Here is a 21,019-nt window from a genome sequence, read left to right as displayed (position 1 = left end):
TCGTTACCCGGCAGAGCTCCGAATGAATCGGATTAGTAGACGCGAGGAGGTTTATTGATCGGGGTTCTTCCGGCCCCACTCTCTGAATACCCGTTTCACTTCCTCGAAGAGAATCGGCTTGGAGATGAAATCCTGCATGCCGCTCTCCAGACATTTTTCTTTGTCGGCCGGACGAACGGAAGCGGTAACGGCGATAATGGCGGGATAACGGCCGGGAGGCAGCAGCCGGCGGATCAGCCGGGTGGCCTGCAGACCGTCCATGACGGGCATCTGCATGTCCATAAAAACAAGGTCATATTCCGTCCTTGTAACGGCCTCCACGGCTTCCATCCCGTTCTCCGCGATATCCGCCCCGTAGCCGAGCTTTTCGAGAAACTTGATGAACAACTGACGGTTTACGGGGTGATCTTCCACCACGAGAATTTTGAGCGGAGCGGGACGGGAATTCAGCCGGGTGATCATCCAATCCTGCTGCTCCTCGCCAAGCGCCTGTTCTTCTTCGGTTTCTTCCTTATTTATTTGCGCGTTCGGAAGGGTGAAGCGGAACACGGACCCGGTTCCCTCCGTGCTTTCCACGGAGATCGTGCCGCCCATAAGCTCGACAAGCCGTTTGCAGATTGACAGACCGAGTCCCGTTCCGCCATATTTGCGGTTCAGCACCGGATGCAGCTGGGAGAATGACTGGAACAGGTGGTCCAGCTTGCCGGCGGGAATGCCGACTCCCGTGTCGGCGACGGAAAACCCGAGCAGGACGGGCTTGGAGTTTACGGCGGCCAGACTTTCCACGGAGACCGTGACAGAGCCGCTGTCCGTAAATTTGAGCGCGTTTCCGACGAGGTTAACGAGCACCTGCCTTACCCTGGAGGCATCCCCCGTATACAAATGCGGAACATCGGGCTCGATCCTGGAGATAAGCTCCAGCTTTTTCTCGGCGGCTTTCGGAGCGAAGAGCTCCAGTGTGCTTTTTACGACAGCGTGAAGATCGAAGGGCTCCGTAATGAGCGTCATTTTACCGGCGTCGATTTTGCTGAAATCCAGGATGTCATTCAAAATCTGCAGCAGGGCGTCGCTGCTTTCACGGATGATGTCGGCATAATCCCGCTGTTCATCGTCTAGCCTTGTATCGAGAAGAAGGTCGGTCATGCCCATGATGCCGTTCATCGGGGTACGGATTTCGTGGCTCATCATTGCAAGAAATTCCGATTTCGCCCGGGCGGCCTGCTCGGCGATTTCTTTGGCGCGGATAATTTCTCTTTCATTGGTGATATCCGTAAAAACGACGACCGCTCCCATAATCTCCCCTTTGTCGTAGAGAGGATTGACCCGGTATTCGACAAGGAAGCTTGATCCGTCCTTCCGCCAGAAAACTTCTTCCTGGACAAGCCGGGAAAGCCCGTCCAGCATTGTGGCGTGAATCGGACAATCTTCGTGGGGATAATCGCTTCCGTCCGCTTTCGTATGATGGATACCGTCGTGGATATTGATCCCGATCAGCTCTTCCTGCGAATAAGCGAGCATCGACGCTCCCGCCGGATTCACGAACATGACGTTGCCGTCCCGGTCCAGGCCGTAAATGCCCTCCGACACGGACCCGAGAATCAGGGAATGCTGATAGCTCAGGTGCTCGATTTCTTTGACATATTTTTTACTCTCCGTAATATCGCCGGCAATTCCGTACACACCCACGATTTCATCGTCGACGACGATCGGAACGTTCGTGACGCTGATATCGATGAGCGACCCGTCTTTGCGAATCAGCGTGGTTTCGTAGTTTTGCGGGATGCCCCGTTTGGCGTTGTGGAAATGGGTTAAAGTTTTTTCCAGCAGGGAAGGCTCAATTAGGGAAGCAAACGAATGATGAAGCAGTTCTCCGCGGGTGAATCCGGTCATTTTTTCCAGATTGGCGTTTAAGGAAACATAGTTGCCTTCGAGGTCGAACGAGTAGACGCTGGACGGATTATAGTCGAAGAGGGACTTGTATCTCTGCTCGCTTACTTTCAGTTTGTTCTCCGCTATCTTGCGTTCGGTAATATCCCGGGAAATCGCGATAATTTCCTGGACGGCCCCGCTGTTCTCGTCGTAGGTGTACCGGCCGCTGCTTTCGAACCAGATATACTCTCCGTTCTTGCAACGGATGCGGTAGGAGACGGTATACATGCCGACTTCGGCGAGATTGGCCTGTAAATATTCGGTGACGAGAAACACGTCGTCAGGGTGAAAAAAGTCGTATGCGCTCATGCCGATCAATTCTTCCGGCTCGTACCCCAGCAGAGATCGGCAGGCGGGGGAGGCATACAGATAGACGGCCTGATCGTCGGCGGAATGCCGCGAAATGAAATCCAGTGAATTTTCGGAAATGAGCCGGTACTGCTTCTCGCTGGCCCGTATCCTTTCTTCCATTTTTCTGCGTTCGGTAATATCGCGGCCGATGCCGAGAATCTTCTCTACCTGTCCTTCGGCGTTGCGGACGGCTTTCACGGTCGTTTCGAACCAGAGGTAATGCCCTTCCTTGTGCCGGAAACGGCCCGTCAGCAGGTCGGCGTCTTCGCCCGGGTTTTCGGAGCAGCCGGGTCTGATTTCTTCGGGAATGTAATAATCGCCGATGGAGGTGCCGACGACTTCACCGGGCTCGTACCCGAGCAGTTTATAAATAGAGGGGGACACATACTCGCAAATCCCTTGAGGGTCCGTAAACGTAATAATGTCGCCGGCGTTTTCGGAGATCAGGTTGTACAGCGCCTCGCACTCCAGCAGCTTACTGCGGACGGTCTTCTGCTCCGTAATATCCCGGCCCATTCCGTAAACGCCGACTATTTCTCCGTCCACGACGATCGGAATATAAGTAATGTCCACATGGAATACGGCCTCGTCTTTCCGGCAAAATTCTACCTCGAAACTCGGCGTTTCTCCCCGAAGAGCCCGCTCGAAATAGCTTCTGCCCTGTTCGACGTGCTCGCTAAAAAGAGTTTCACGGCCGAGGCTTATGAATTCTTCTCTGGAATAGCCGCTGATCCGCTCTGCGGAAGGATTGGCGTCCAGATAACGTCCCTGCGTATCCATGACGTAGATAGCATCGGGATGGTGCTGAAATAACGATTTATAAATGCCGCCTTCCGAGATCGCCTTTTTAAGCTTAGCGGTTTTGGTTATTTCCACGGTGACAGCTTCCTTTCTTACCTTCAAAATCTTTCGGCCGCGGAATCCGGCTTCCTGTTTATCATCCTATATTTCTTTACTGTCGGAAAGGGTAAATTGAATCTAATTCAGGGTTGATTTTTATTGGCGGCATTTGGTAAGATAAAATCCCTCTACACGCATTTCACGCTGAAACGATCGTCTACTGATGAACCGGAGGTGTTGGATGCTTTTTGCTGTCTTGGCGCGTAAAGCTTACGCGCGGAATTTGCAGTACCGGGGCGCGCATATGATTCATAACGTGTCCAGTTTTATGTTCGGATTTGTGTACGTGTCCTTATGGGCAGGTATAGGCGAGAGTCATTCGCTGGGTGAATACGGAGTCCGAGGAATGACCGCTTATATCGCTTTTAACCAGGCCTCTTTATGGCTGGTGCTCTTCATCACGAACGGTCTCGGCATGGAGCAGTCCGTACGCACCGGACAAATTGCCCTGGATCTGATGCGTCCCGTTCCCCTGTTTCTGCATAAGATGTACCGGGAATGGGGACAGATCGCTTACCAGTTCGTGTACAAATTTCTTCCGATCTACATCCTCTATTTTTTCCTGTTCTCGATCCCGGTTCCCGGGAAGCTCTCCGTTTACGGCTGGACCGCTCTATCGCTCCTGCTCGCCGCTTATATTTCCATCTGCATGAATTACCTGATCGGCGCCGCCGCCATGTGGACGACCGAATCCCGCTGGCTTTACTGGGTGAACTATGCGTTCTCCATGCTGCTTTCCGGCTTTTTTATCCCGCTGGAATGGCTTCCCGCCTGGCTTCGCCAGCTTAGCTGGCTGACTCCGTATCCTTATCTGCTGTACGTTCCGGTGTCGCTGTTCACGGAAAGAACGACGCCTGCCGCTCTGCCGGCAGCGCTGTTTTGGTGCGTTCTTTTTACCGGGCTGTGTTTGCTGGCGACAGGCGGAATGCGCAGAAAGCTGGAGGTGCAGGGAGGATGAGAAGCGGACTGCGGATGTATGTGCTGCTGATCCGAGCCTCTCTGAGAAGCCGGATGCAGTACAAGTTCAACTTTATTTTTTCTTCTCTGATGGCGGCCCTCGTCAATGCGGCGGAGTTTCTGATGGTGGCGCTCGTGCTGGACCGTTTCGGAAGCGTAAAGGGCTGGTCGCTGTATGAGGTGGCTTATTTGTACGCGGTCATTATGCTGTCCAAAGCGATCTACCGGTCCCTGGCTTCCGATGTGCATCACCTGGAAAAGTATCTGGTGAGCGGGGATATGGACGCTCTTCTGATCCGGCCTCTGCCGGTGCTTTTCGTGCTGATGACTCAAAATTTCCGTCTGCTCGTCGGAGAATTCGGGCAGGGCCTGCTCATCCTCGCGTATGCGATGTCCCATATGATGCGGGCGGGCCAGATCGGATGGCAGGCCGTTCCGCTGACAGTCGCGGCCATCGGCTCCGGAGCCCTTATCCTGTTCGCCATCGGGCTGGCCACGGCTTCGGCCGGTTTCTGGCTGACCCGGATCGAAGAAGCTGCAGAACGTAACGGAGGACGCGGCAAGATCCGCCGCCCAGTATCCGCTGGACGTGTATCCCGGCTGGCTCCGCTACATTCTGCTGACGTTCCTCCCGGTCGGACTGGCCAACTATGTGCCGGCTTCCGTCATCATCCGGCATGAATACGGCACATGGGCGCTGACAGCGGTAGCGGTCATGGCCCTCGTCTTCGTCCTGCTGGCCGGCAGGCTGTGGAAGCTGGGCATTTCACGTTACCAGAGTACGGGAACGTAGGAGAAGCCGTGATGCCGTTTTGCCGCGGATCGTGCGCTCCTTCCCTCAGACAGAACGGCCGTGCGGCTGCGGCCTGATGTCAGCGGAGCCTGCCGTCCTTCCGCAACGGATTCGTATGAACGAAGGAGGCGAGTCCTTTTGGGAGCCTGGTTCGTCTTCTCTACATAGAGAGAGATAGACAAGAACCGAAGGAGCGGAGTGACGAACGTGAAACGGATCAAACGAGGAACCCTGCTGATGGCTGTCCTTGCGGCGGCCGGTGTCTGGTTATGGAACGAAAGAAAAAATGCGGTGCCCGATATTGAGGTCAGGTCCGCTCTGCTGATGGAAGCGGAGAGCGGACGCGTGATTTACGAGCGGAACGCGGAGGAGAGTCTGCCTCCGGCTTCCATGTCCAAAATGATGACGGAACTGATCGTTTACGAGGAAGTGAAGGCGGGCCGCGCTTCCTGGGAGGATCGGGTGAAAGCGAGCCCGTACGCCAGCGAGGTGACCGGTGCCCAGATCGGGCTTGAGACCGGGGAGGAGCTTGCCCTCAAAGATATGCTGGCCGCGATGGCCATCGTGTCCGCCAACGATGCCGCCGTAGCGGTGGCCGAGCATCTCGGCGGAACCGAGGATGAATTTGTCGTGAAGATGAACGCGAAGGCGAAAGAAATCGGGCTGTCAGGCAAAACGGTATTCGCCAACGCGAGCGGGCTGACAAGAGCTGACCTGGGGCCCTTCGCTCCCCGGAAAAATTCGGATGAGACGCTCATGACGGCTAAAGACGCGGCCAAACTTGCGGCTTATCTCATCCGGGAGCATCCCGGAATCCTGGAGCTGACCGCCAAAGCGGACTATGCCATGCCGGGCAGGTTCGGGACGCTGAAAACGACCAACCGCATGCTTCCGGGTACGAAAGATTCCTTTTCCTATACGGGGACCGACGGGCTGAAGACCGGGTTTACGGATCAGGCCGGTTACTGTTTTACGGGAACGGCGGTCCGGGACGGCAAAAGGCTGGTCTCTGTCGTAATGGGAACGGAAACGGCGGAGAAGCGGTTCGAAGAAACACGCAAACTGTTCAATTACGGCTACGGCACAAGCCGGACTCTGACGGAATGGATTAAAGACATGATGCGCTGAATGGGGGCGCGAACAGAAGGAGGGGAGATTACTGATTACCGCGACGAATTTAAACAAAACATTCCGTACGCCGGTCGTCCGTCAAGGGCGGATGGCCGGTCTTCGGAGCCTGGTATCCAGGGAATACCTTTCCAAAACGGCGGTGAACGACGTTAATTTCACGATCGGCCGGGGAGACTTCGTAGGGTTTATCGGTCCTAACGGAGCGGGAAAATCCACGACGATCAAAATGCTCACGGGCATTCTGCATCCGACTTCGGGAGAAGTGCGGATTTCCGGCCTCAGCCCGCAGCGCGACCGCAGGCGGGTGGTCGCCAAGCTCGGCGTGGTATTCGGCCAGCGAAGCCAGCTTTGGTGGGACCTGCCGGTCCGGGATTCCTACGAGATTCTGGGGGCTATGTACCGGGTCCGGGACGAGGACCTGAAGCGCAAGCTTGCGGAACTCGGCGAACTGCTCGGCCTCGGCGAATTTATGGATACGCCGGTCCGCAAGCTCTCGCTCGGTCAGAGGATGAGAGCGGATCTGGCGGCAGCCATGCTGCACGATCCGGATATCCTCTTCCTCGACGAGCCGACGATCGGCCTGGATGTGGCGGCCAAGCAAAGCATCCGCGGCTTTTTGCATAAGCTGAACAGGGAGGCGGGTAAAACGATTCTGCTCACTACGCACGATATGGACGATATCGAGCAGCTTGTGTGAGAGGGTAATCGTTATTAACGGCGGAAACATCGGATACGACGGTACCGTGGAAGGCATGCGGCATCGGATCGGACTGCCGACGATCATGACGATCCGGTACCGGGGAGCGTACGATTTTGGCGGCGGAGAGGCGGGGAGAGAGTATCCGTTCCGCGTCAATGCGGCGGGGGAAGGGGAGCTGGTGCTGGAATTTAACCGCACGGATATCGGCCCGATGGAGGTTCTGCAGCTTGCGGGCGGATGGGGCGAAATTGCCGACGTACATATGCAGGAGCCGGATTTCGAAGATATTGTACATCGTGTGTATTAGTACAAAACAAGGTACAATGGATGAAGAAATCTAGAGAAATTCCGGGCGTCCGGGACAGGTTGGAGGGCGCAGCGAGACAAGGGGCGCCCGGAGTTCCATCAACGCTCAGGAGGAATTACAATGACTTTTACCAAACTGGTGGATGTATTCGTGCCCGTCACCGATTTGAAGCGGTCGGTGCCCTGGTACGAGCAGGTGCTGGGCCTTCGTTTACTGGGCCGGGACGAACGGCATGCCAGACTCTCCTTCCTCGAAGGGACCTGTCTCACCCTGGTTGAGCAGGCGGAGCTTAACCGGTACGACGACGCTCCCTTCAACGTGAACGTCTACGACGCGGAGAAGTCGTATGAGGCCATGACCGGAAGCGGGGTGGAGATCGTGGAAGCGCTCGCTCCTTTTCACCATATGCAGTGCTTCAAAATCAGCGATCCGGACGGCAATCCCATCGGCGTAGTGGGCTGGAGAGAAGAAGCTCACGCCGGGAGCGAAGGAGCCATCCGGCTTGGCGGGGCTTTCCTGCCCGTCCGGGATTTGCAGCGTTCCGTGCAGTGGTACGAGAGCAAATTGGGCGCCGTGGTACTTCACCGGTTCGCTTACAAGCCGCCTGCCCTGGAACAGGAAGTGGAAGCGGTTTCCTTCGACAATTTTAACGTATGCCTGTTTGAGACTCCGCGATTTACCGCCTTGTCTCATATGGCGTTTACGATCGGATCGACGGATCCCCGGAACGATTTCGAAACGCTGCGGGCCGACGGAATAAAACTGTCCGCGCTCACCAGAGAGTTCAACCGGGACCGGTTCGGCCTGCTGGATCCCGACGAGAACGAAATAGGCGTCATCGGCATTTTACAGGTAAATTGAACGGTATATCAGGTTTTTACAAAAGGGTCTGCTGTTTGGCGAAAGGGTCTGTTCCGGTTGAGCCGGCGGACCCTTTTATCTTTGCGCAGGTGACTGAGCTTCCCGCACGGCCTGCGGCGTAGTATATTGAGGACATAAGCTTTTACGGCGGCGCCGGCTGTACCCGGTTAAACGACCGGCCGGTTCACAAGCGAAAATCAAAGCAAGGGGGATACGTTCATGTCCATCCGTACCCGGCTGCTGCTTTCTTACATAGCCATGCTGGTAATCCCGCTTATTCTGGTCGGATTGACGGTAACCGGGCTGTATTTTATGCTCATCCAGGATCTCAAACGGGAGTACCACATCGACATTACCCACGGCAATCCGCTCAAAGAAGTCGCCCAGATGGAAGACCACAATTACAACAAAATCCGCAGCGCCATCGCGGAGGACCCCGGAAGCGCGGGCGATCCCGAGCAGTGGAAACAGTGGGAGGCTCTTGTGGAACGCGTAAACATGGGGCTTATTATCCGTAAAGACGAGCAGATCCTGTATATTTCACCGAGGATGAATCACCCGGACGTGCTGAATTCGCTGCCGGCGTTCAGTTACTATTCGGGCTTGACGGATTCTCAGCTCGAGAACAATTTTTATCTGCTGAGGCACCACGATTTTGCATTTCCCGACGGGGGGAAAGGCAGCTTTTTTATCGGGACGCACGATACGATCGGCAAAAAATATTTTATCAAATACGGTCTTATTTTCCTTGCCGTGCTGATCGCCGTGCTCGTAGTGACGAACGGGATGATGACGTACCTGATGTCGAGAAGCCTGATTACGCCGATCCGCGCCCTGCAGCGTTCCGCGGAGCATATCAAGGAAGGGCGGCTGGATATTGAAGTGCGTCCGGCTTCCAGCGACGAGATCGGCGAACTGGCGGTATCTTTCGAAGAGATGCGCCGCCGACTTAAAGAATCCATCGAGCTTCAAATGCAGTACGAAGAGAACCGGAAGCAGCTGATCTCGAACATTTCCCACGATCTGAAAACGCCGGTGACGGCCATCAAAGGCTACGTCGAGGGAATTATGGACGGCGTTACGAACTCCCAGGCCAAATTCGACCGCTATCTCCAGACGGTCTATTCCAAAACGGTCGATATCGACCGGATGATCGACGAGCTGTTTCTGTACTCCAAGCTGGATTTGCGTAAGCTGCCTTTTCAGTTCGAGGAGGCGGATTTAACGGCTTATTTGAAAGATTGCGTCGAAGACATGCAGTTCGATATGGAGAAAAAGGGAATCAGGCTTACGCTTGAACTCTCTTCGGAGGAGCCTCTTCCGGTCGTAATCGACAGGGAAAAGCTGAGGAGGGTGCTCACGAATATTACGGAAAATGCCCAGAAGTACCGGGATAAGCCGGAAGGGCACATCCGTATCTTCGTTCTGGAGCGGCCGGAATTCGTAGTAATCGGCATTCACGACAACGGGCAGGGCATCCCGTCCGATGTGCTGCCCCATATTTTTGACCGGTTTTACCGGGGGGACCCGTCGCGCAGCTCGCAAACCGGGGGGAGCGGGCTGGGTCTCGCCATCGCGAAACAGATCGTGGAAGAGCACGGAGGCACGATCTGGGCCAACAGCCGGTTCGGGGAAGGGACGACCATTCAATTTACCGTGTGCAAAAACCGGAAAGAGAAAGGAAGGATGGCAACATGAAAGAAGGCGGACGCATTCTGATCGTCGAGGACGATGTAAGCATTGCCGAGCTGGAGCGCGATTATCTGGAGCTGGACGGATTTACGGTCGATATGGAGCATCACGGCGAAACGGGCCTTAAGCGGGCTCTCGTCGAATACTACGATCTTATTTTGCTGGATGTGATGCTGCCGGGCACCGACGGCTTTGCCATCTGCGAGCGGATCCGGGTGGAACGGGATATTCCGATTCTGATGGTTTCCGCCAAAAAAGAGGACCTGGATAAAATACGGGGCTTCAGCCTGGGAGCCGACGATTATATCATCAAGCCGTTCAGCCCCGGAGAGCTGGTAGCTCGCGTGAAAGCGCATCTGTCCCGGTATGAGAGGCTGAAAGGGCAGCAGGATCAGGACAAGGACGAAATCCGTATCCGTGGTCTCGTTATCAACCGGGCTTCCAGAAGGGTCTATGTCAACGGCAAAGAAATTCCTTTCACAACCAAGGAGTTCGATCTGCTGACCCATCTGGCTACCCATCCCAACCGCGTGTTCAGCAAAGATCAGCTGTTCGATCATCTGTGGGGCATGGACGCAATCGGCGATATTTCGACCGTCACGGTTCATATCCGCAAGCTCCGTGAGAAAATCGAGCCGAACCCGTCGGACCCCGCCTATATCGAGACGATTTGGGGAGCGGGTTACCGGTTCAAGCCGTAAGGGTTCAAAGGGGAGGCCCCGGGTTCCGGCGGCCCGCTTTCGGCCTCAAGATTTTCACCCGAACCGGTGTAAGCGATCGTGCCGGTCGGATTGGTGTAAGGGCCGATCGGCCGGAACTGGCGGATATGCTTGATCCGCGCCTGCAGGCTGACCGGGCCGCTGCCGCCAACCTGCATCACCGAAGAGGCGGATACGCCGAGCACTTTGACGGGGCCTACCCGGATAGGGCCGAGATTGCAGGTTGTTTTAACCGCTTCCGGCGGGAACCGTACTTCGGGATAAGGCCGGGCGAAGAGGGAATACGCTTCGAACGCGCCTTCTTCGTCCAGATAAACGGGAATTTCCCGCTGAAGGGCAAGCGCTCTGAACCGGCTGTGTATGCCGCCGTTGTCGCCGACCTGGAAAACCGAAGCGCTGGAGACCGAGAGTACCTTTGCCTGAGCGAGCCAAACGAGCCTTCTGGCCATGGATCAGGTATGGGGCAGCGGAACGAGAGGTCCCACAATGACCGATTCCGGAGGGGTATCGAACATGGACGATGCGGTGATGGAGTCCGTGTCCCCGATAAGGAAGGTCGAAGAACTGGATACCCCGATGATATAGACGGAGCCTACCTGCAGACATTTATTTTCCACATACAAATCTACCTTCACGGATGTCCATCTCCTTTTCCTTCCTCATAATGAGCCAAATAATTGCGGATGCCGGCGCGTATGTCGGCTTTTGTTTTTTCGATAAGTTTCCATGTTGCGCTCCCCGGCGGCTCCTGTCCGCCCCCATGCAAGAGATCCGGAGAGGAAGCATACTGCCGGACTCTCGCTTCGATCTGCCGCCGCAAATCGTCCATAACCCGTCTGCTCTCATCCGCCCCTATGTTCAAGTGGCGCTTGGCCGCCAGCTCAATCAGCTCTTCCATGGCTTCGCGGTCGAGAAAATCGTGAAGGTGCCGGTTGGCGGCTCCTTCGTCAGCGGATGCTCTGGCTTCGCCGGTTGGAGCGGGTTCCCGGTTCTCATGCGGATAGAAGCCGCCGGAAGACGGATCTTCGTTATCCGGGGAGCCGGCGTCCATTCCGTTTACGGCAAAATCCTCGATCTCGTCCACGGCCGCGGGCGAGACGCCGATCGTCAGTGTGCCGTCAAGCTGCTCTACTTTCAACTGATCGAATTTGTACTCGATGCGGTCGATATGTATGCCGCGCTGCCGTTTCAGTTCCTCGATCTCTCCGCGCATCGCGGCGGCGTTTTCTTCGAGCTTGGCGATGCGGGCTTCCTGGCGCTGAATATGCGTCCACATCTGCTGAAGCTGGTAGGCATACAGATTGGGATCGCCGGGCCCGTAGCCGTACATAAGCTCACCTCTCTTTCGCTTTCGCAAAAATGCCGCCGGAGCTTACCTCCGGCGGAAGTGTGATGCGGCCGGAACGGCCGGGTAAACGGCAGATCGGCGCGCGATTGCAGCGGATGTGCACGGTGCGCGGGGCACGACCACCGGCGCGACCCGCGCGAGCGGCCGCACTGCCTGCTGCCGCGCCCTGCGTCGGTCCGCGCATGGGCCACGCCTTGCAGCGGTCGTGCACAGCGCCGCGGCACGAGCGCCAGCCGGGTCCTGCGCGAAACGCCGCGGTGCCCGCAGCCGCGGGCTTGTGGCAGCGGGCGCCAGCGCCGCCCCGCGCGTGGGTCGCGCCGCCTGCTGCTCCCGCGCGAGCGGCCACGCCCGCCATGCCGGCTGCGAGCCTCGCGGCAGGCTCCGGCCTATGAGGCGCCCGGGCGGCGCATCGGCTGCCGCCCCGGCCCTGCGGCGGCCGCCACGGCATCCACGGCGGGAACGGCGGCTGCAGGTGGGGGCCCGGACCAAGCAGGCCGCCCGCTCCGTCGCCCGCCGCCGCATCTGCCTCGGCGGAGCCGGGTCCCGCCGCCGGCTTGCCGGGCGCGCCCTGCCCGGCAGGACCGGCCGTGCCGGAAGGCTCGCCTCCCGGGGCGGCACCGGGAAGGCCGCCGCCGGCCGCTCCGCCGAAGCCGGCCAGGCTGCCCTTGCCCACTTCCGGAGCGGGAGCGGTGAAGCCGCCCGTGTTGTACTGGTTCGAGAGCGCACGAATGCTGCCCGCGCTCCCGACCTGCAGGACGGACGAGTTGGACACGGCATCGACCCGGAGCTGATGGATCGTAATCGTCTGGTGAATGGTCCAGCTCATGCCGTCGCCGTTTTATTTGCCTCGGCTTCGATGGCATCACCGTCGTTCGTATTTGTGGCGCTGACAGCATTATATACATGCGGTAAATCACCGGTATTAAAAGAACCTGCTCCTGCATACGTCTTTGATGTGCTGTTGGGAGATATGACCAGGCAGTCCCCGAATTGAACGACAGAGCTGGGGCCTACAGTCAGTATCTTTACGTTTCCGACGATGGCCGGCATAGGCGTTCTCCTTTGCTGCGTCTTCTTTTATAGCTTATGTGGGGGAGCGCCCAGATGTTCATACTGCTTTCGGCGATTTAACGGTTTCTGCAAAGAATGTTCACCTCAGGGCGGTCCGCGTTCATATAATGCAGAAGAAGCGGGGGGAGCTGCGATGAATCAGCCGGACATGAATAAATGGCTTAAATGGGAGCATGTCGAAAAATTTCTCGATCAGCCCCAGAAATATATTGAGAATATCAAATGGATCGAAGGGTTTGTGCGTGACGTTTTCGACCGTACACTGCCACCGCCGCCCCAGATGAACGCGGATGTTCAGCAGACGCCGTCCAAACCACAGCAAAAGACCCAGAGGACATCGTCCCATCAGGGGAGAGAACCCGTTAACGGCGATACGTTCGAAACCCATACGGACGTTTTCGTCCGTCTTAAAATTCCGAAACGCGAAGATCCGCGTTCGCTGCAGGTACTGGTGAAAACGAGCCATGTCAAAATTCTCGGACTGACGGACGAACCGAGGAAAATCATAAAGCTGCCCAGCCCGGTTCTTCCGAAGACGGCGAAGGCCACTTACAAGGAAGGCGTTCTGCAAATACAGGTGCGCAGGCGGAGGTATAAAGACAGTTACCATGAAGCGTATATCGAGTATTAAAATGAAAAAGAAACCGGCCTATAAGGGACCGGTTTCTTTTTTGTGCCGAAAGCAGGCTTCAGGCCGTTGGCTTCTTTGATTCGGCCGGGCGGCGGAACGAAAGATGCGGAAACGGCAATCATTGGGGCAGCGGGTTGACAAGCTTGCATCGTTCATGCGGATGCTGACGAAAGACGCGGAGTGCGATCATCCGGGCGGCCTGCCGGAAAGCGTGCCATTGGCGGTCGGAGCCGGTCGGAGCCAGTCATAGCCGGTCGAAAAACGCACCGCTTAAGATGGTGAGAAGGAGCCGTCCCCGGTGTGAGCCGTCTCTTGCTTGCAATTCCATGAGGCCGTCCCGTCCAGGCCATCCTAATCTTTCGGCAGCCGGACATGAACCTCTGTGCCGATATCCGGCTCGCTCTGGATTTTGAGGGTTCCGGCATGGAGCTTGACGATGTTCTCGGCGATGGCGAGTCCCAGTCCGACGCCTCCGTTTTTGCGGCTGCGCGCTTTATCGACGCGGTAAAACCGGTTGAACAGCTGCGGGATATCGTCCTTCTCAATGCCGATTCCTTTGTCCACGACGGAAATCTGCAGGTGACGGGGCTGCTCCCGCACGATAATGTCGATCGGCAATTGACTGTACTTGATCGCGTTATCGAGCAGAATGATCAGGAGCTGGCGGATCTTCTCGGGATCGCCTTTCATCTTCAGAGGCGTGTCCTCGTCCGGCAGATCCAGACGCACCTCCCGGTCGAACGTCAGCTGAATGGAAGCGGCCGTGGCCTGAACCAGAGAGCGCAGCTCGAATTCCTGCCATTCGGTGCGCTGTCTTTCGTCCGAATCCGCCAGGGTGAGCAGGCTCTTCGTCATTTCCCGCAGCCGGACGGATTCGCTTAGAATGGCTTCGATCGCTTCGTCGCGGATTTGGGGATCGTTGCTGGCCCAGCGCTTGAGCAATCTGGCGTAGCTCTCGATAATCGTGAGCGGGGTGCGCAGTTCGTGGGAGGCGTCCGCAAGGAACTGCTTCTGCTGCTCGAAATGCTGCTCCAGGCGGCCGATCATTTCATTAAACGTCTGGCCGAGCTGGGCGATTTCGTCTTTTTTGCGCGTCGATTTGATTTCCAGCCGCCTGAATGTTCCGCTCCGTTCAATGCTTTCCATCGTCTGGGCAAGCCTGTGGATGGGGTTAAACACCAGACTGGCATAGATATACCCGATGATAACGGATAAGACAAGCGCGCCGAGCGTCGTATAAAAAAGAGCGAGAAACAGCACCTGCACATTATCGTTCAGGGTGACCAGCTTGCGGGCGATTTCCAGGGAAGCGATCTGACGCTCGTTTTCCATGACCGGCACCTGCACATACAGGCAAAAACCGTTGTCCGTGGAGACCAGCTTGGAGATGGAGCCCGTAGACGTTATAAACTTGGCGGGACGCTGGAGGAGCGTTTCGTCCGTGTAAATTTCTTTTTGCACCGTGGAGTCCGGTCCGATAAGCCGGATCAGTTCGTTGGCGACGAGAAAGTCTTTGAGCAGAAAAGGATTTTCCCAATATTCCGGGTGCTGCACCACATTTTCCTGAAGCAGCAGCTTGGCCGCTTTGCGTTCGATATTTTGTGTCTCGTTGCGTGAGTTGTTTTCGATAAAAAGGTAGTAGATAAAAAAGTTGACCCCCAGAAGAATCAGAAAGAGCAGGGAGGTCTGAAGGAGAGCAAACCGCAGCTTAAGACTCATCGGGGCCACTTCCTTTAATGAGATAACCGACACCCCGGATCGTATGGATCAGCTTGCCGGGAAAATTTTTTTCGAGCTTCTGCCGCAAGTAACGGATGTACACGTCCACAATGTTCGTGTCGCCGACGAAATCGTAGCCCCATACATCGGAGATGATATCTTCCCGGGATTTCACTTCCCCTTTGTGCTGGATCAGATACTGGAGCAAGTCGAACTCTTTGGGTGTAAGATCGACGGATTTGCCCGTGCGTGTAACCTCGCGGCTCTTCAGATTCATGACGATGTCATCCGCCTGAAGCATCTGCTCGTTCTCCGCCTGGCTCTGCTGGGTCGTCAGCCGGAGCAGGTTGCGGATGCGGGCGAGCAGCTTCTTCGATGGCGAACGGCTTCGTCACGTAGTCGTTCGCCCCCTGGTCGAGGCCGCTTACCCGGTCGGGCACCGCGTCCCTGGCCGTCAGGAGGATGACGGGGACCGCGGACTGCTGCCGCAGGCGGCGCAGCACTTCCAGCCCGCTCAGCTCCGGAAGCATGATATCGAGCAGGATGAGATCCCACGGCTCCGCCAGCGCCATATCCAGACCTTCGCGCCCGTCTTCGGCCAGACTGACCTCATAGCCTTCATGCTGCAGCTCCAAGTCTGCAGGACGCGTGCAATTTTACTTTCGTCTTCCACCAACAAAATTTTGCTGCTCATCCCGCACCTCCGCTTTTACAGATAGTGTTTGTGGTGGGGGCCGTTTCCATACGGAAGGGAGGAAAATTAAAGGAGGATCCGGCAAAGTATTGCAAATAAAGGGCCGCTTTTAGACAAAAGGGCAAAATTGTATAGCGGTTTCGCTGCCGGGACCCGTTGATTTTGCAAATTAAAGATGATATTGTTTTGACTACAGAACTAAAATAGGATTTTGGTCAAAACGGAGGTGCCGAATGGATCAGCGGCGCGATAACATTCTCGATGCGGCGAAAAAATCGTTTGCTTTGTTCGGATACAAAGGAACGACGGTCGATCAGATCGCCAAAATCGCCAGCGTAGGGAAGGGAACGCTGTACCTGTATTTTGAGACAAAAGAAGATTTGTTAAACGAGATCGTCAAATCTCTGATCGCCGAGATGAGAAAACTGGCCGATGCCAGCATTTCCAAGGGCGGTACGATCATGGAGAAGCTGCATTCCGCTACATACAGCATTCTGGTTTACCGCAAGGAGCATGAACTGCTGCTGAAATTGTCGCAGGAAGTCGCCCAGTTCGGTACGCCGGCGGCGCAGCATGCTCTCCGGGAGATCGAGGAAGGCGTCATCGGCTATATCAAGCAGCATCTGGAAATTGCCGTCGCGGACGGAAGCATCAAGCCGTGTGATCCCGAAATTACCGCGTTCGTCCTGGTGCGCATGTACCTGGTCCTGCTCGTCGACTGGGAAAGAAAGCATCCGCCTCTTACCAACGAGCAGATTTCGGATCTAATCCAGCTTTATATGATGGACGGAATCGCCCTCTAAGGGCGGTTTGTCCGTTTACACCCTAAATTATGAACTAGAGAAAGCATCCTGGGAGGGAAATGTTAGATGAAGTTTGTTAGACCTGTTGTATACGTAGTGATGGCCGGATTGATCGGCGGGGGAACTTTCCTGCTGTCTTCCAAGGAGGCCCTGAGCAGCACCCAGAACCGTCCGGCGAATCTGCCGACCGCATATATCGAAGCGAATCAGGTGGCCGCGAGCTTTAAAGCCGGGGGCCGCGTGACCGAAATACTGGTCAAAGAAGGGGACACCGTGAAGAAAGGCCAGGTTCTGGCCCGGATTCAAAGCCAGGAAATCGAGGCGAAGGTAGCCCAGGCCAAAGCGGCCGTAGCGCTTTCCCAAGGAAAAATCGCCGAAGCGAAGGGCGCGGAAGCGACGGCTCAAGCGAAAAAACAGCAGGGTCAGGAAGCGGTGACGCTGACCGCGGAAACGGCCGCGAAACAAGTGAAACAGGCCGAAGCGGTCGTGAAAGCCGCTCAGACGAAAGTAGACGCGCTCAAGAACGGGGCGAGACCGGAAGAGAAAAAGCAGGCTGAAATTCAGCTCAATGCGACCAAAGAGGTTTTCCAGACAGCGGAAGAAAGCTACAACCGGGTGAAAAAAATGAAGGAAGAGGGGCTTGTCGCCCAGACGGACGTGGATAAAGCGAAGGTCAGCTACGAAGAGGCCAAAGCCAAATACGAAGTGGCGCAGCAGCAGTACGCGCTTGCCCAGCAGGGACCGCGCGCGGAGGAAATCCAGGCCGCGGAAGCGCAGGTGGAACAGGCCAAAGCGGCCGTCGAGCTGGCTAAGGCGAACATGGATCAGGTGAAAATCCGCCAAGGTGACGTGAATGCCGCTCAGGCGTCGATCCAGCAGGCGCAGGGCGCCGTCAAATCCGCCCAGTCCGGACAGCAGCAGGCCCAGGCGGCCCAAAGCGAAGCCGAGACTTACCTGAGCTACACCGAGCTGCTTGCTCCATCCGACGGCATCATCATTTCCCAATCCGCTCAACTGGGCGAAATGGTAGGCTCCGGCTTCCCGGTATTTACGATGGAAACTTCCGCGGAGACGAAATGGGCGCGTTTCTATCTGAAAGAAACGGACGCGGCCGGTCTGAAGGCAGGGGATACCGTGACCGTAAAAGTGACGGCTAACGGCGCCGCCGTGACCGGTAAAGTCAGCACGGTCGCACCGGCTGCGGACTTCGCCGTGAAGAAAGCGACGCAGAACGCGTCCGATACCGATATCCGCTCGTTCGGCGTGAAAGTCGAGCTGCCTCAGCTGCCGGAATCGGTTCTGACGGGAATGACGGTACAATGGGAAGGAAAAGCGGGTGATACCGTTGCCCCTTAAAGTCGGAAGCGTGATCGCCGAGGAATGGCGGCAAATTTTCAAAGACCGCCGGTTGATGGCAATCCTGTTCCTCGTGCCGATCCTTTACACAACCTTATTCGGATCGATTTATATCCAGCATAAAGTAACCGAAATGCAGACCGTCGTCTTCGACGAGGACAACAGTCAACTGAGCCGCCAGATCGTGCAGGCGTTCGATCAGAGCGAAACGTTCCAGGTCATTAACGCCTACCATTCGGAGGCGGAGGTGACGGAAGCCATCTCCCGCGGAGAAGCGAAGGTCGGGGTCATTATCCCGAAGGAATTCGAAGCCCGCATCAAACACGGCGATGTGCAGCCGGTGATGACGCTTATCGACGGCGCCAACATGATGATCTCCAACTCCGCGACACGTGCGGCCAATGAGATCGTCACGACATACAGCTACGGCGTCAGCGGCAAGAAGCTCCAGCAGCAGGGCCTTCAGGATGAACAGGTCAGCACGACGTTCTCCGCGGTCCCGTTCCGCTACCGGGTGCTTTACAACCCGACGTTCAACTACAGTGATTTTATGATTTTCGGCCTGGCAGGCGCGATTTTGCAGCAGGTTCTTCTGCTCGGTATCGCCCTGACCATCACCCGCGATAAGGAAAGAGGGCTCTGGAACCGCTTTGCCGAGTGGAAAAAGATGCCGTGGCGTCTTGCTTACGCGAAATCGGTCCCGTATTTTATCATCGGCATGCTGAATGCGGTCGTGGTGTTCACGATCATGCTGTTCGGATTCGATCTTCCGATGCGCGGACAGATTCTGATGGCTATGCTGCTCTCGGCCTGCTTCAACTTTGCGGTGCTTGGCATCGGGTATTTCATCTCCCTGTTCTCAAGCGCTCAACTCGGCTCCACCCAGATCGCGATGCTGATTGCGGTGCCGTCGTTCATGCTGTCCGGCTACACGTGGCCGTTTGAAGCGATGCCGAAGGCGCTGAGCATTCTCGGACATATGCTGCCGCTCACCTACTTCTTAGAGGGTGTCCGCCATGTATTCGTCAAAGGCAACGGCTACGACGTGATCGTCAAGGACTGCATCGCGCTTGCATTGACGGGATTCATCACGTACTTCGCGGCCTTCCTGCTCACCCGGTTCGCCATGTTCCGCAAGCAGACGGATGAGCCGGTTCAGGCCGGGCTGCCTGCTGTCCAGTCGGAGAGCACCTCTCTTACGGTGTAAAAGTTTTGTTCCGGCCGGCACCATGTCAAACAACGTTTCACCGGCGCGCGAAAGCTGTTTCTTTTATAAAGCAGGCGCGCCGTTTACATAAGTCTCAGTCATCAGCGTTTTCGGTCCCATGTCCCTCAGCCTGCGTTTAGTTCTTATCATACCTTGGAAAAGAAGGGATTTTCGATGAAAAAAATCATAGCTACGCTGACCGCGTCCGCTTTTGTATTCGGCATGATGCCGGCCGCATGGGCGGCGGATACCCATTCGCCCTACTACGAGATCAAAGACGGCAACCTTGTTCAGCTTCACGCGACAACCGATAAGCCTCTCGATAAAGACGAGGTGCGCCTGCCCGCGCTGGAGAAAACCGGCAAACTGACCTTGGACAGCGTGCTGGAACGGACGCTTAACAACTCCTACAATATGAAATTGCTCTACCTGAAAACAGCCGCGCTCGGCAGTAAAAGCAGCGATCTCAAGAATCAGAGCGAAAACCTGTACGGAGGCAGTTTCGAAGGCTATAAGCTTCCGGCTTCCCCGCAGGATTACATGACGCCCGAGGCGATGAAGAAGTATCAGATCGACCCGGCTAAAGCGACTCCGGACAGCTTCTTCTGGATCGGTCCGGTTGTCGAAACGAATACGGTGCTGAACAAGGTCATCGAAGGTCAGGGCCAAATGGTTAATGGCATTAACCAGATTTTGCAGGCCCAGCGCGAACAGATGAAAACTACCTCGCATCAGCTCGATACGGATATGTGGAACAACCTGCTCCAGACCGACGAAGCGATTGAGGGCATCAAGCTTCAAGTGACGGCGCAATACGTGCAGCTTCTCGGCTCCAAGAAGCAGATCGCCCTCATGCATGAGTACAAAGGCGTGGCGGAGAAAGAGACGAAACGCGCCCAGGTGCTGAGCGACGCCGGTCTCGCCTCTCCCGAAGATGTGGAAACCGCCCGCAAAGCGGTGAACAAAATCGGCGACGATATTCAGACGCTGGAGAACAACTACCGGCTGGGTCTCGTACAGCTTTGCTTCGATATCGGCGTGGAATACAGCCCGGATCTGCTTCTTGAAGAGCCGTCCGCCGTGTCCGGAAACGTGCAGCCGGTTGCGAAGAAAGATACCGAGACGCTGCTGGCCAATTCTTTTAAGCTGAAAATGGATCACAACGGCATCGACGAAGCCATCTGGCAGCAGCAGAATACCGTGACCAAGAATACGTACGGCGGCCAGTATCAGAACATCAACACGGGGATCGCTTACCAGAAGCAGGAACAGACGAAAGCCGAGCTGGTCAAAAAGATCTATGCGACCTACAGCGATGCCGAGAACGCTTATCAGACCGTGCTGAACGAGCAGCGTAACCTTAAGGACGCGCAGGCCGACGTCGCCAAAATGAAAATCCGTTACGAAAACGGATTTGTCTCCAAGCATGATTACGAGAAGTTTTCGTTCAAGCTTCAGCAGGCTCAAACCACGCTGGAGGGTGCCCGGCTGAAATACTTCGCGCTGGTGCGCAAAGCCGAAGCGATGGACAGAGGATTTATTTCGTAAAAAGCAGCCGTTTCAAAAATTAGGCTGATGAGCGGATAGCGGAGCTTTATGCAGTTAAATGTATACGAACTTAATATGGCTGCCATGAATGGAAGGGGCCGGTCCTTGGGATCGGCCTTTTTTTGTATCTAGGGAAGGGTTGACTGCCGGAAACGGGATGGCACCAATCAAGGCAGATGAGAGGCATCACCGGTATAGGGTGGCTTTTATGCAAGGGTCTGTCGCATGCACACCACCGCACATCGAGCACGGCGAGCGTCCGCCTCCGGCAGCCCCGCTGCCCGAACGCAAAAAAGACGTAC

The 21,019-nt window shown here is 56.0% G+C and carries 17 protein-coding genes and 4 pseudogenes; 13 read left to right on the top strand and 8 right to left on the bottom strand.

The window, feature by feature from the left end:
- Window positions 1-51: 51 nt before the first annotated feature.
- On the bottom strand, window positions 52-3,156 hold the full coding sequence (locus ABC395_RS23000) for a PAS domain S-box protein (protein WP_413006147.1): 3,105 nt from the start codon (window positions 3,154-3,156) through the stop codon (window positions 52-54).
- A 205-nt stretch (window positions 3,157-3,361) separates the two neighbouring features.
- On the opposite strand from ABC395_RS23000, the gene ABC395_RS22995 reads away from it, so the two are divergent.
- The 7 genes and pseudogenes from ABC395_RS22995 (at window position 3,362) to ABC395_RS22965 (ending at window position 10,322) form a co-directional block, all read left to right on the top strand.
- The gene (locus tag ABC395_RS22995) at window positions 3,362-4,138 is read left to right on the top strand and encodes an ABC transporter permease (RefSeq protein WP_413006146.1); all 777 of its coding nucleotides are present in this window, start codon (window positions 3,362-3,364) and stop codon (window positions 4,136-4,138) included.
- Window positions 4,135-4,930, top strand: a pseudogene (locus ABC395_RS22990) (ABC transporter permease). Before ABC395_RS22995 ends, ABC395_RS22990 begins: the two are co-directional and overlap by 4 nt.
- A gap of 207 nt (window positions 4,931-5,137) precedes the next feature.
- Window positions 5,138-6,058: a D-alanyl-D-alanine carboxypeptidase family protein gene (locus ABC395_RS22985; RefSeq protein WP_413006145.1), complete on the top strand. Its 921-nt coding sequence runs from the start codon at window positions 5,138-5,140 to the stop codon at window positions 6,056-6,058.
- 31 nt (window positions 6,059-6,089) lie between these two features.
- Window positions 6,090-7,068, top strand: a pseudogene (locus tag ABC395_RS22980) (ABC transporter ATP-binding protein).
- Between the two features lie 120 nt (window positions 7,069-7,188).
- Window positions 7,189-7,929, top strand: a complete 741-nt coding sequence (locus ABC395_RS22975; protein WP_413006144.1) for a VOC family protein — start codon at window positions 7,189-7,191, stop codon at window positions 7,927-7,929.
- Window positions 7,930-8,148: 219 nt separating this feature from the next.
- Window positions 8,149-9,627 carry a sensor histidine kinase gene (locus ABC395_RS22970; RefSeq protein WP_413006143.1) on the top strand — a complete coding sequence of 493 codons (1,479 nt, stop codon included), beginning with the start codon at window positions 8,149-8,151 and terminating at the stop codon, window positions 9,625-9,627.
- Entirely contained in the window at window positions 9,624-10,322 is a 699-nt protein-coding gene (locus tag ABC395_RS22965; protein ID WP_413006142.1) for a response regulator transcription factor, read from the top strand. The genes ABC395_RS22970 and ABC395_RS22965 overlap by 4 nt, the downstream gene beginning before the upstream one ends.
- Here the strand turns inward: ABC395_RS22965 and ABC395_RS22960 are convergent.
- The 5 genes and pseudogenes from ABC395_RS22960 to ABC395_RS22940 form a co-directional block, all read right to left on the bottom strand.
- Window positions 10,304-10,789 (bottom strand): spore germination protein GerPE, encoded by a 486-nt coding sequence (locus ABC395_RS22960; protein WP_413006141.1) that lies wholly within the window; start codon window positions 10,787-10,789, stop codon window positions 10,304-10,306. The two genes, ABC395_RS22965 and ABC395_RS22960, sit on opposite strands and share 19 nt — an antisense overlap.
- A gap of 3 nt (window positions 10,790-10,792) precedes the next feature.
- A complete protein-coding gene (locus tag ABC395_RS22955) occupies window positions 10,793-10,975 on the bottom strand; it encodes a spore gernimation protein GerPD (protein WP_103996429.1) in 183 nt (60 codons plus the stop codon).
- Complete coding sequence (gerPC, locus tag ABC395_RS22950; protein WP_413006140.1) at window positions 10,972-11,670, bottom strand: spore germination protein GerPC; 699 nt, start codon at window positions 11,668-11,670, stop codon at window positions 10,972-10,974. Before gerPC ends, ABC395_RS22955 begins: the two co-directional genes overlap by 4 nt.
- Before the next feature lie 691 nt (window positions 11,671-12,361).
- A pseudogene (locus tag ABC395_RS22945) lies at window positions 12,362-12,514 on the bottom strand (spore germination protein GerPB); the annotation flags it as partial.
- Entirely contained in the window at window positions 12,511-12,738 is a 228-nt protein-coding gene (locus ABC395_RS22940) for a spore germination protein (protein ID WP_413006139.1), read from the bottom strand. The gene ABC395_RS22940 and the pseudogene ABC395_RS22945, both read right to left, overlap by 4 nt.
- Window positions 12,739-12,892: 154 nt before the next feature.
- Between ABC395_RS22940 and ABC395_RS22935 the strand changes: the two genes are divergently transcribed.
- Window positions 12,893-13,390 (top strand): Hsp20/alpha crystallin family protein, encoded by a 498-nt coding sequence (locus ABC395_RS22935; protein WP_413006138.1) that lies wholly within the window; start codon window positions 12,893-12,895, stop codon window positions 13,388-13,390.
- Window positions 13,391-13,493: 103 nt separating this feature from the next.
- Window positions 13,494-13,640 carry a hypothetical protein gene (locus ABC395_RS22930; RefSeq protein ID WP_413006137.1) on the top strand — a complete coding sequence of 49 codons (147 nt, stop codon included), beginning with the start codon at window positions 13,494-13,496 and terminating at the stop codon, window positions 13,638-13,640.
- Between the two features lie 101 nt (window positions 13,641-13,741).
- Here ABC395_RS22930 and ABC395_RS22925 read toward each other — a convergent pair whose 3' ends face one another.
- Together ABC395_RS22925 and ABC395_RS22920 are read right to left on the bottom strand one after the other, a co-directional pair.
- Window positions 13,742-15,109: a sensor histidine kinase gene (locus tag ABC395_RS22925; protein WP_413006136.1), complete on the bottom strand. Its 1,368-nt coding sequence runs from the start codon at window positions 15,107-15,109 to the stop codon at window positions 13,742-13,744.
- A pseudogene (locus tag ABC395_RS22920) lies at window positions 15,099-15,803 on the bottom strand (response regulator transcription factor). Before ABC395_RS22920 ends, ABC395_RS22925 begins: the two are co-directional and overlap by 11 nt.
- A gap of 233 nt (window positions 15,804-16,036) precedes the next feature.
- Between ABC395_RS22920 and ABC395_RS22915 the strand changes: the two are divergent.
- The 4 genes from ABC395_RS22915 (at window position 16,037) to ABC395_RS22900 (ending at window position 20,717) form a co-directional block, all read left to right on the top strand.
- Window positions 16,037-16,606, top strand: coding sequence for a TetR/AcrR family transcriptional regulator (locus ABC395_RS22915; protein WP_103996437.1), 570 nt, complete (start codon window positions 16,037-16,039; stop codon window positions 16,604-16,606).
- 66 nt (window positions 16,607-16,672) lie between these two features.
- On the top strand, window positions 16,673-17,962 hold the full coding sequence (locus tag ABC395_RS22910) for an HlyD family secretion protein (RefSeq protein ID WP_413006135.1): 1,290 nt from the start codon (window positions 16,673-16,675) through the stop codon (window positions 17,960-17,962).
- Entirely contained in the window at window positions 17,943-19,169 is a 1,227-nt protein-coding gene (locus ABC395_RS22905; protein ID WP_413006134.1) for an ABC transporter permease, read from the top strand. Before ABC395_RS22910 ends, ABC395_RS22905 begins: the two co-directional genes overlap by 20 nt.
- A 174-nt stretch (window positions 19,170-19,343) precedes the next feature.
- The gene (locus ABC395_RS22900) at window positions 19,344-20,717 is read left to right on the top strand and encodes a TolC family protein (RefSeq protein WP_413006133.1); all 1,374 of its coding nucleotides are present in this window, start codon (window positions 19,344-19,346) and stop codon (window positions 20,715-20,717) included.
- Window positions 20,718-21,019: the final 302 nt, after the last annotated feature.

It is taken from the genome of Paenibacillus canaveralius (assembly GCF_047238265.1).
Lineage (GTDB): Bacteria > Bacillota > Bacilli > Paenibacillales > NBRC-103111 > Paenibacillus_F.
Note: the sequence above shows the minus strand (reverse complement) of the source record. Positions and strands in the feature narration are given on the sequence as shown.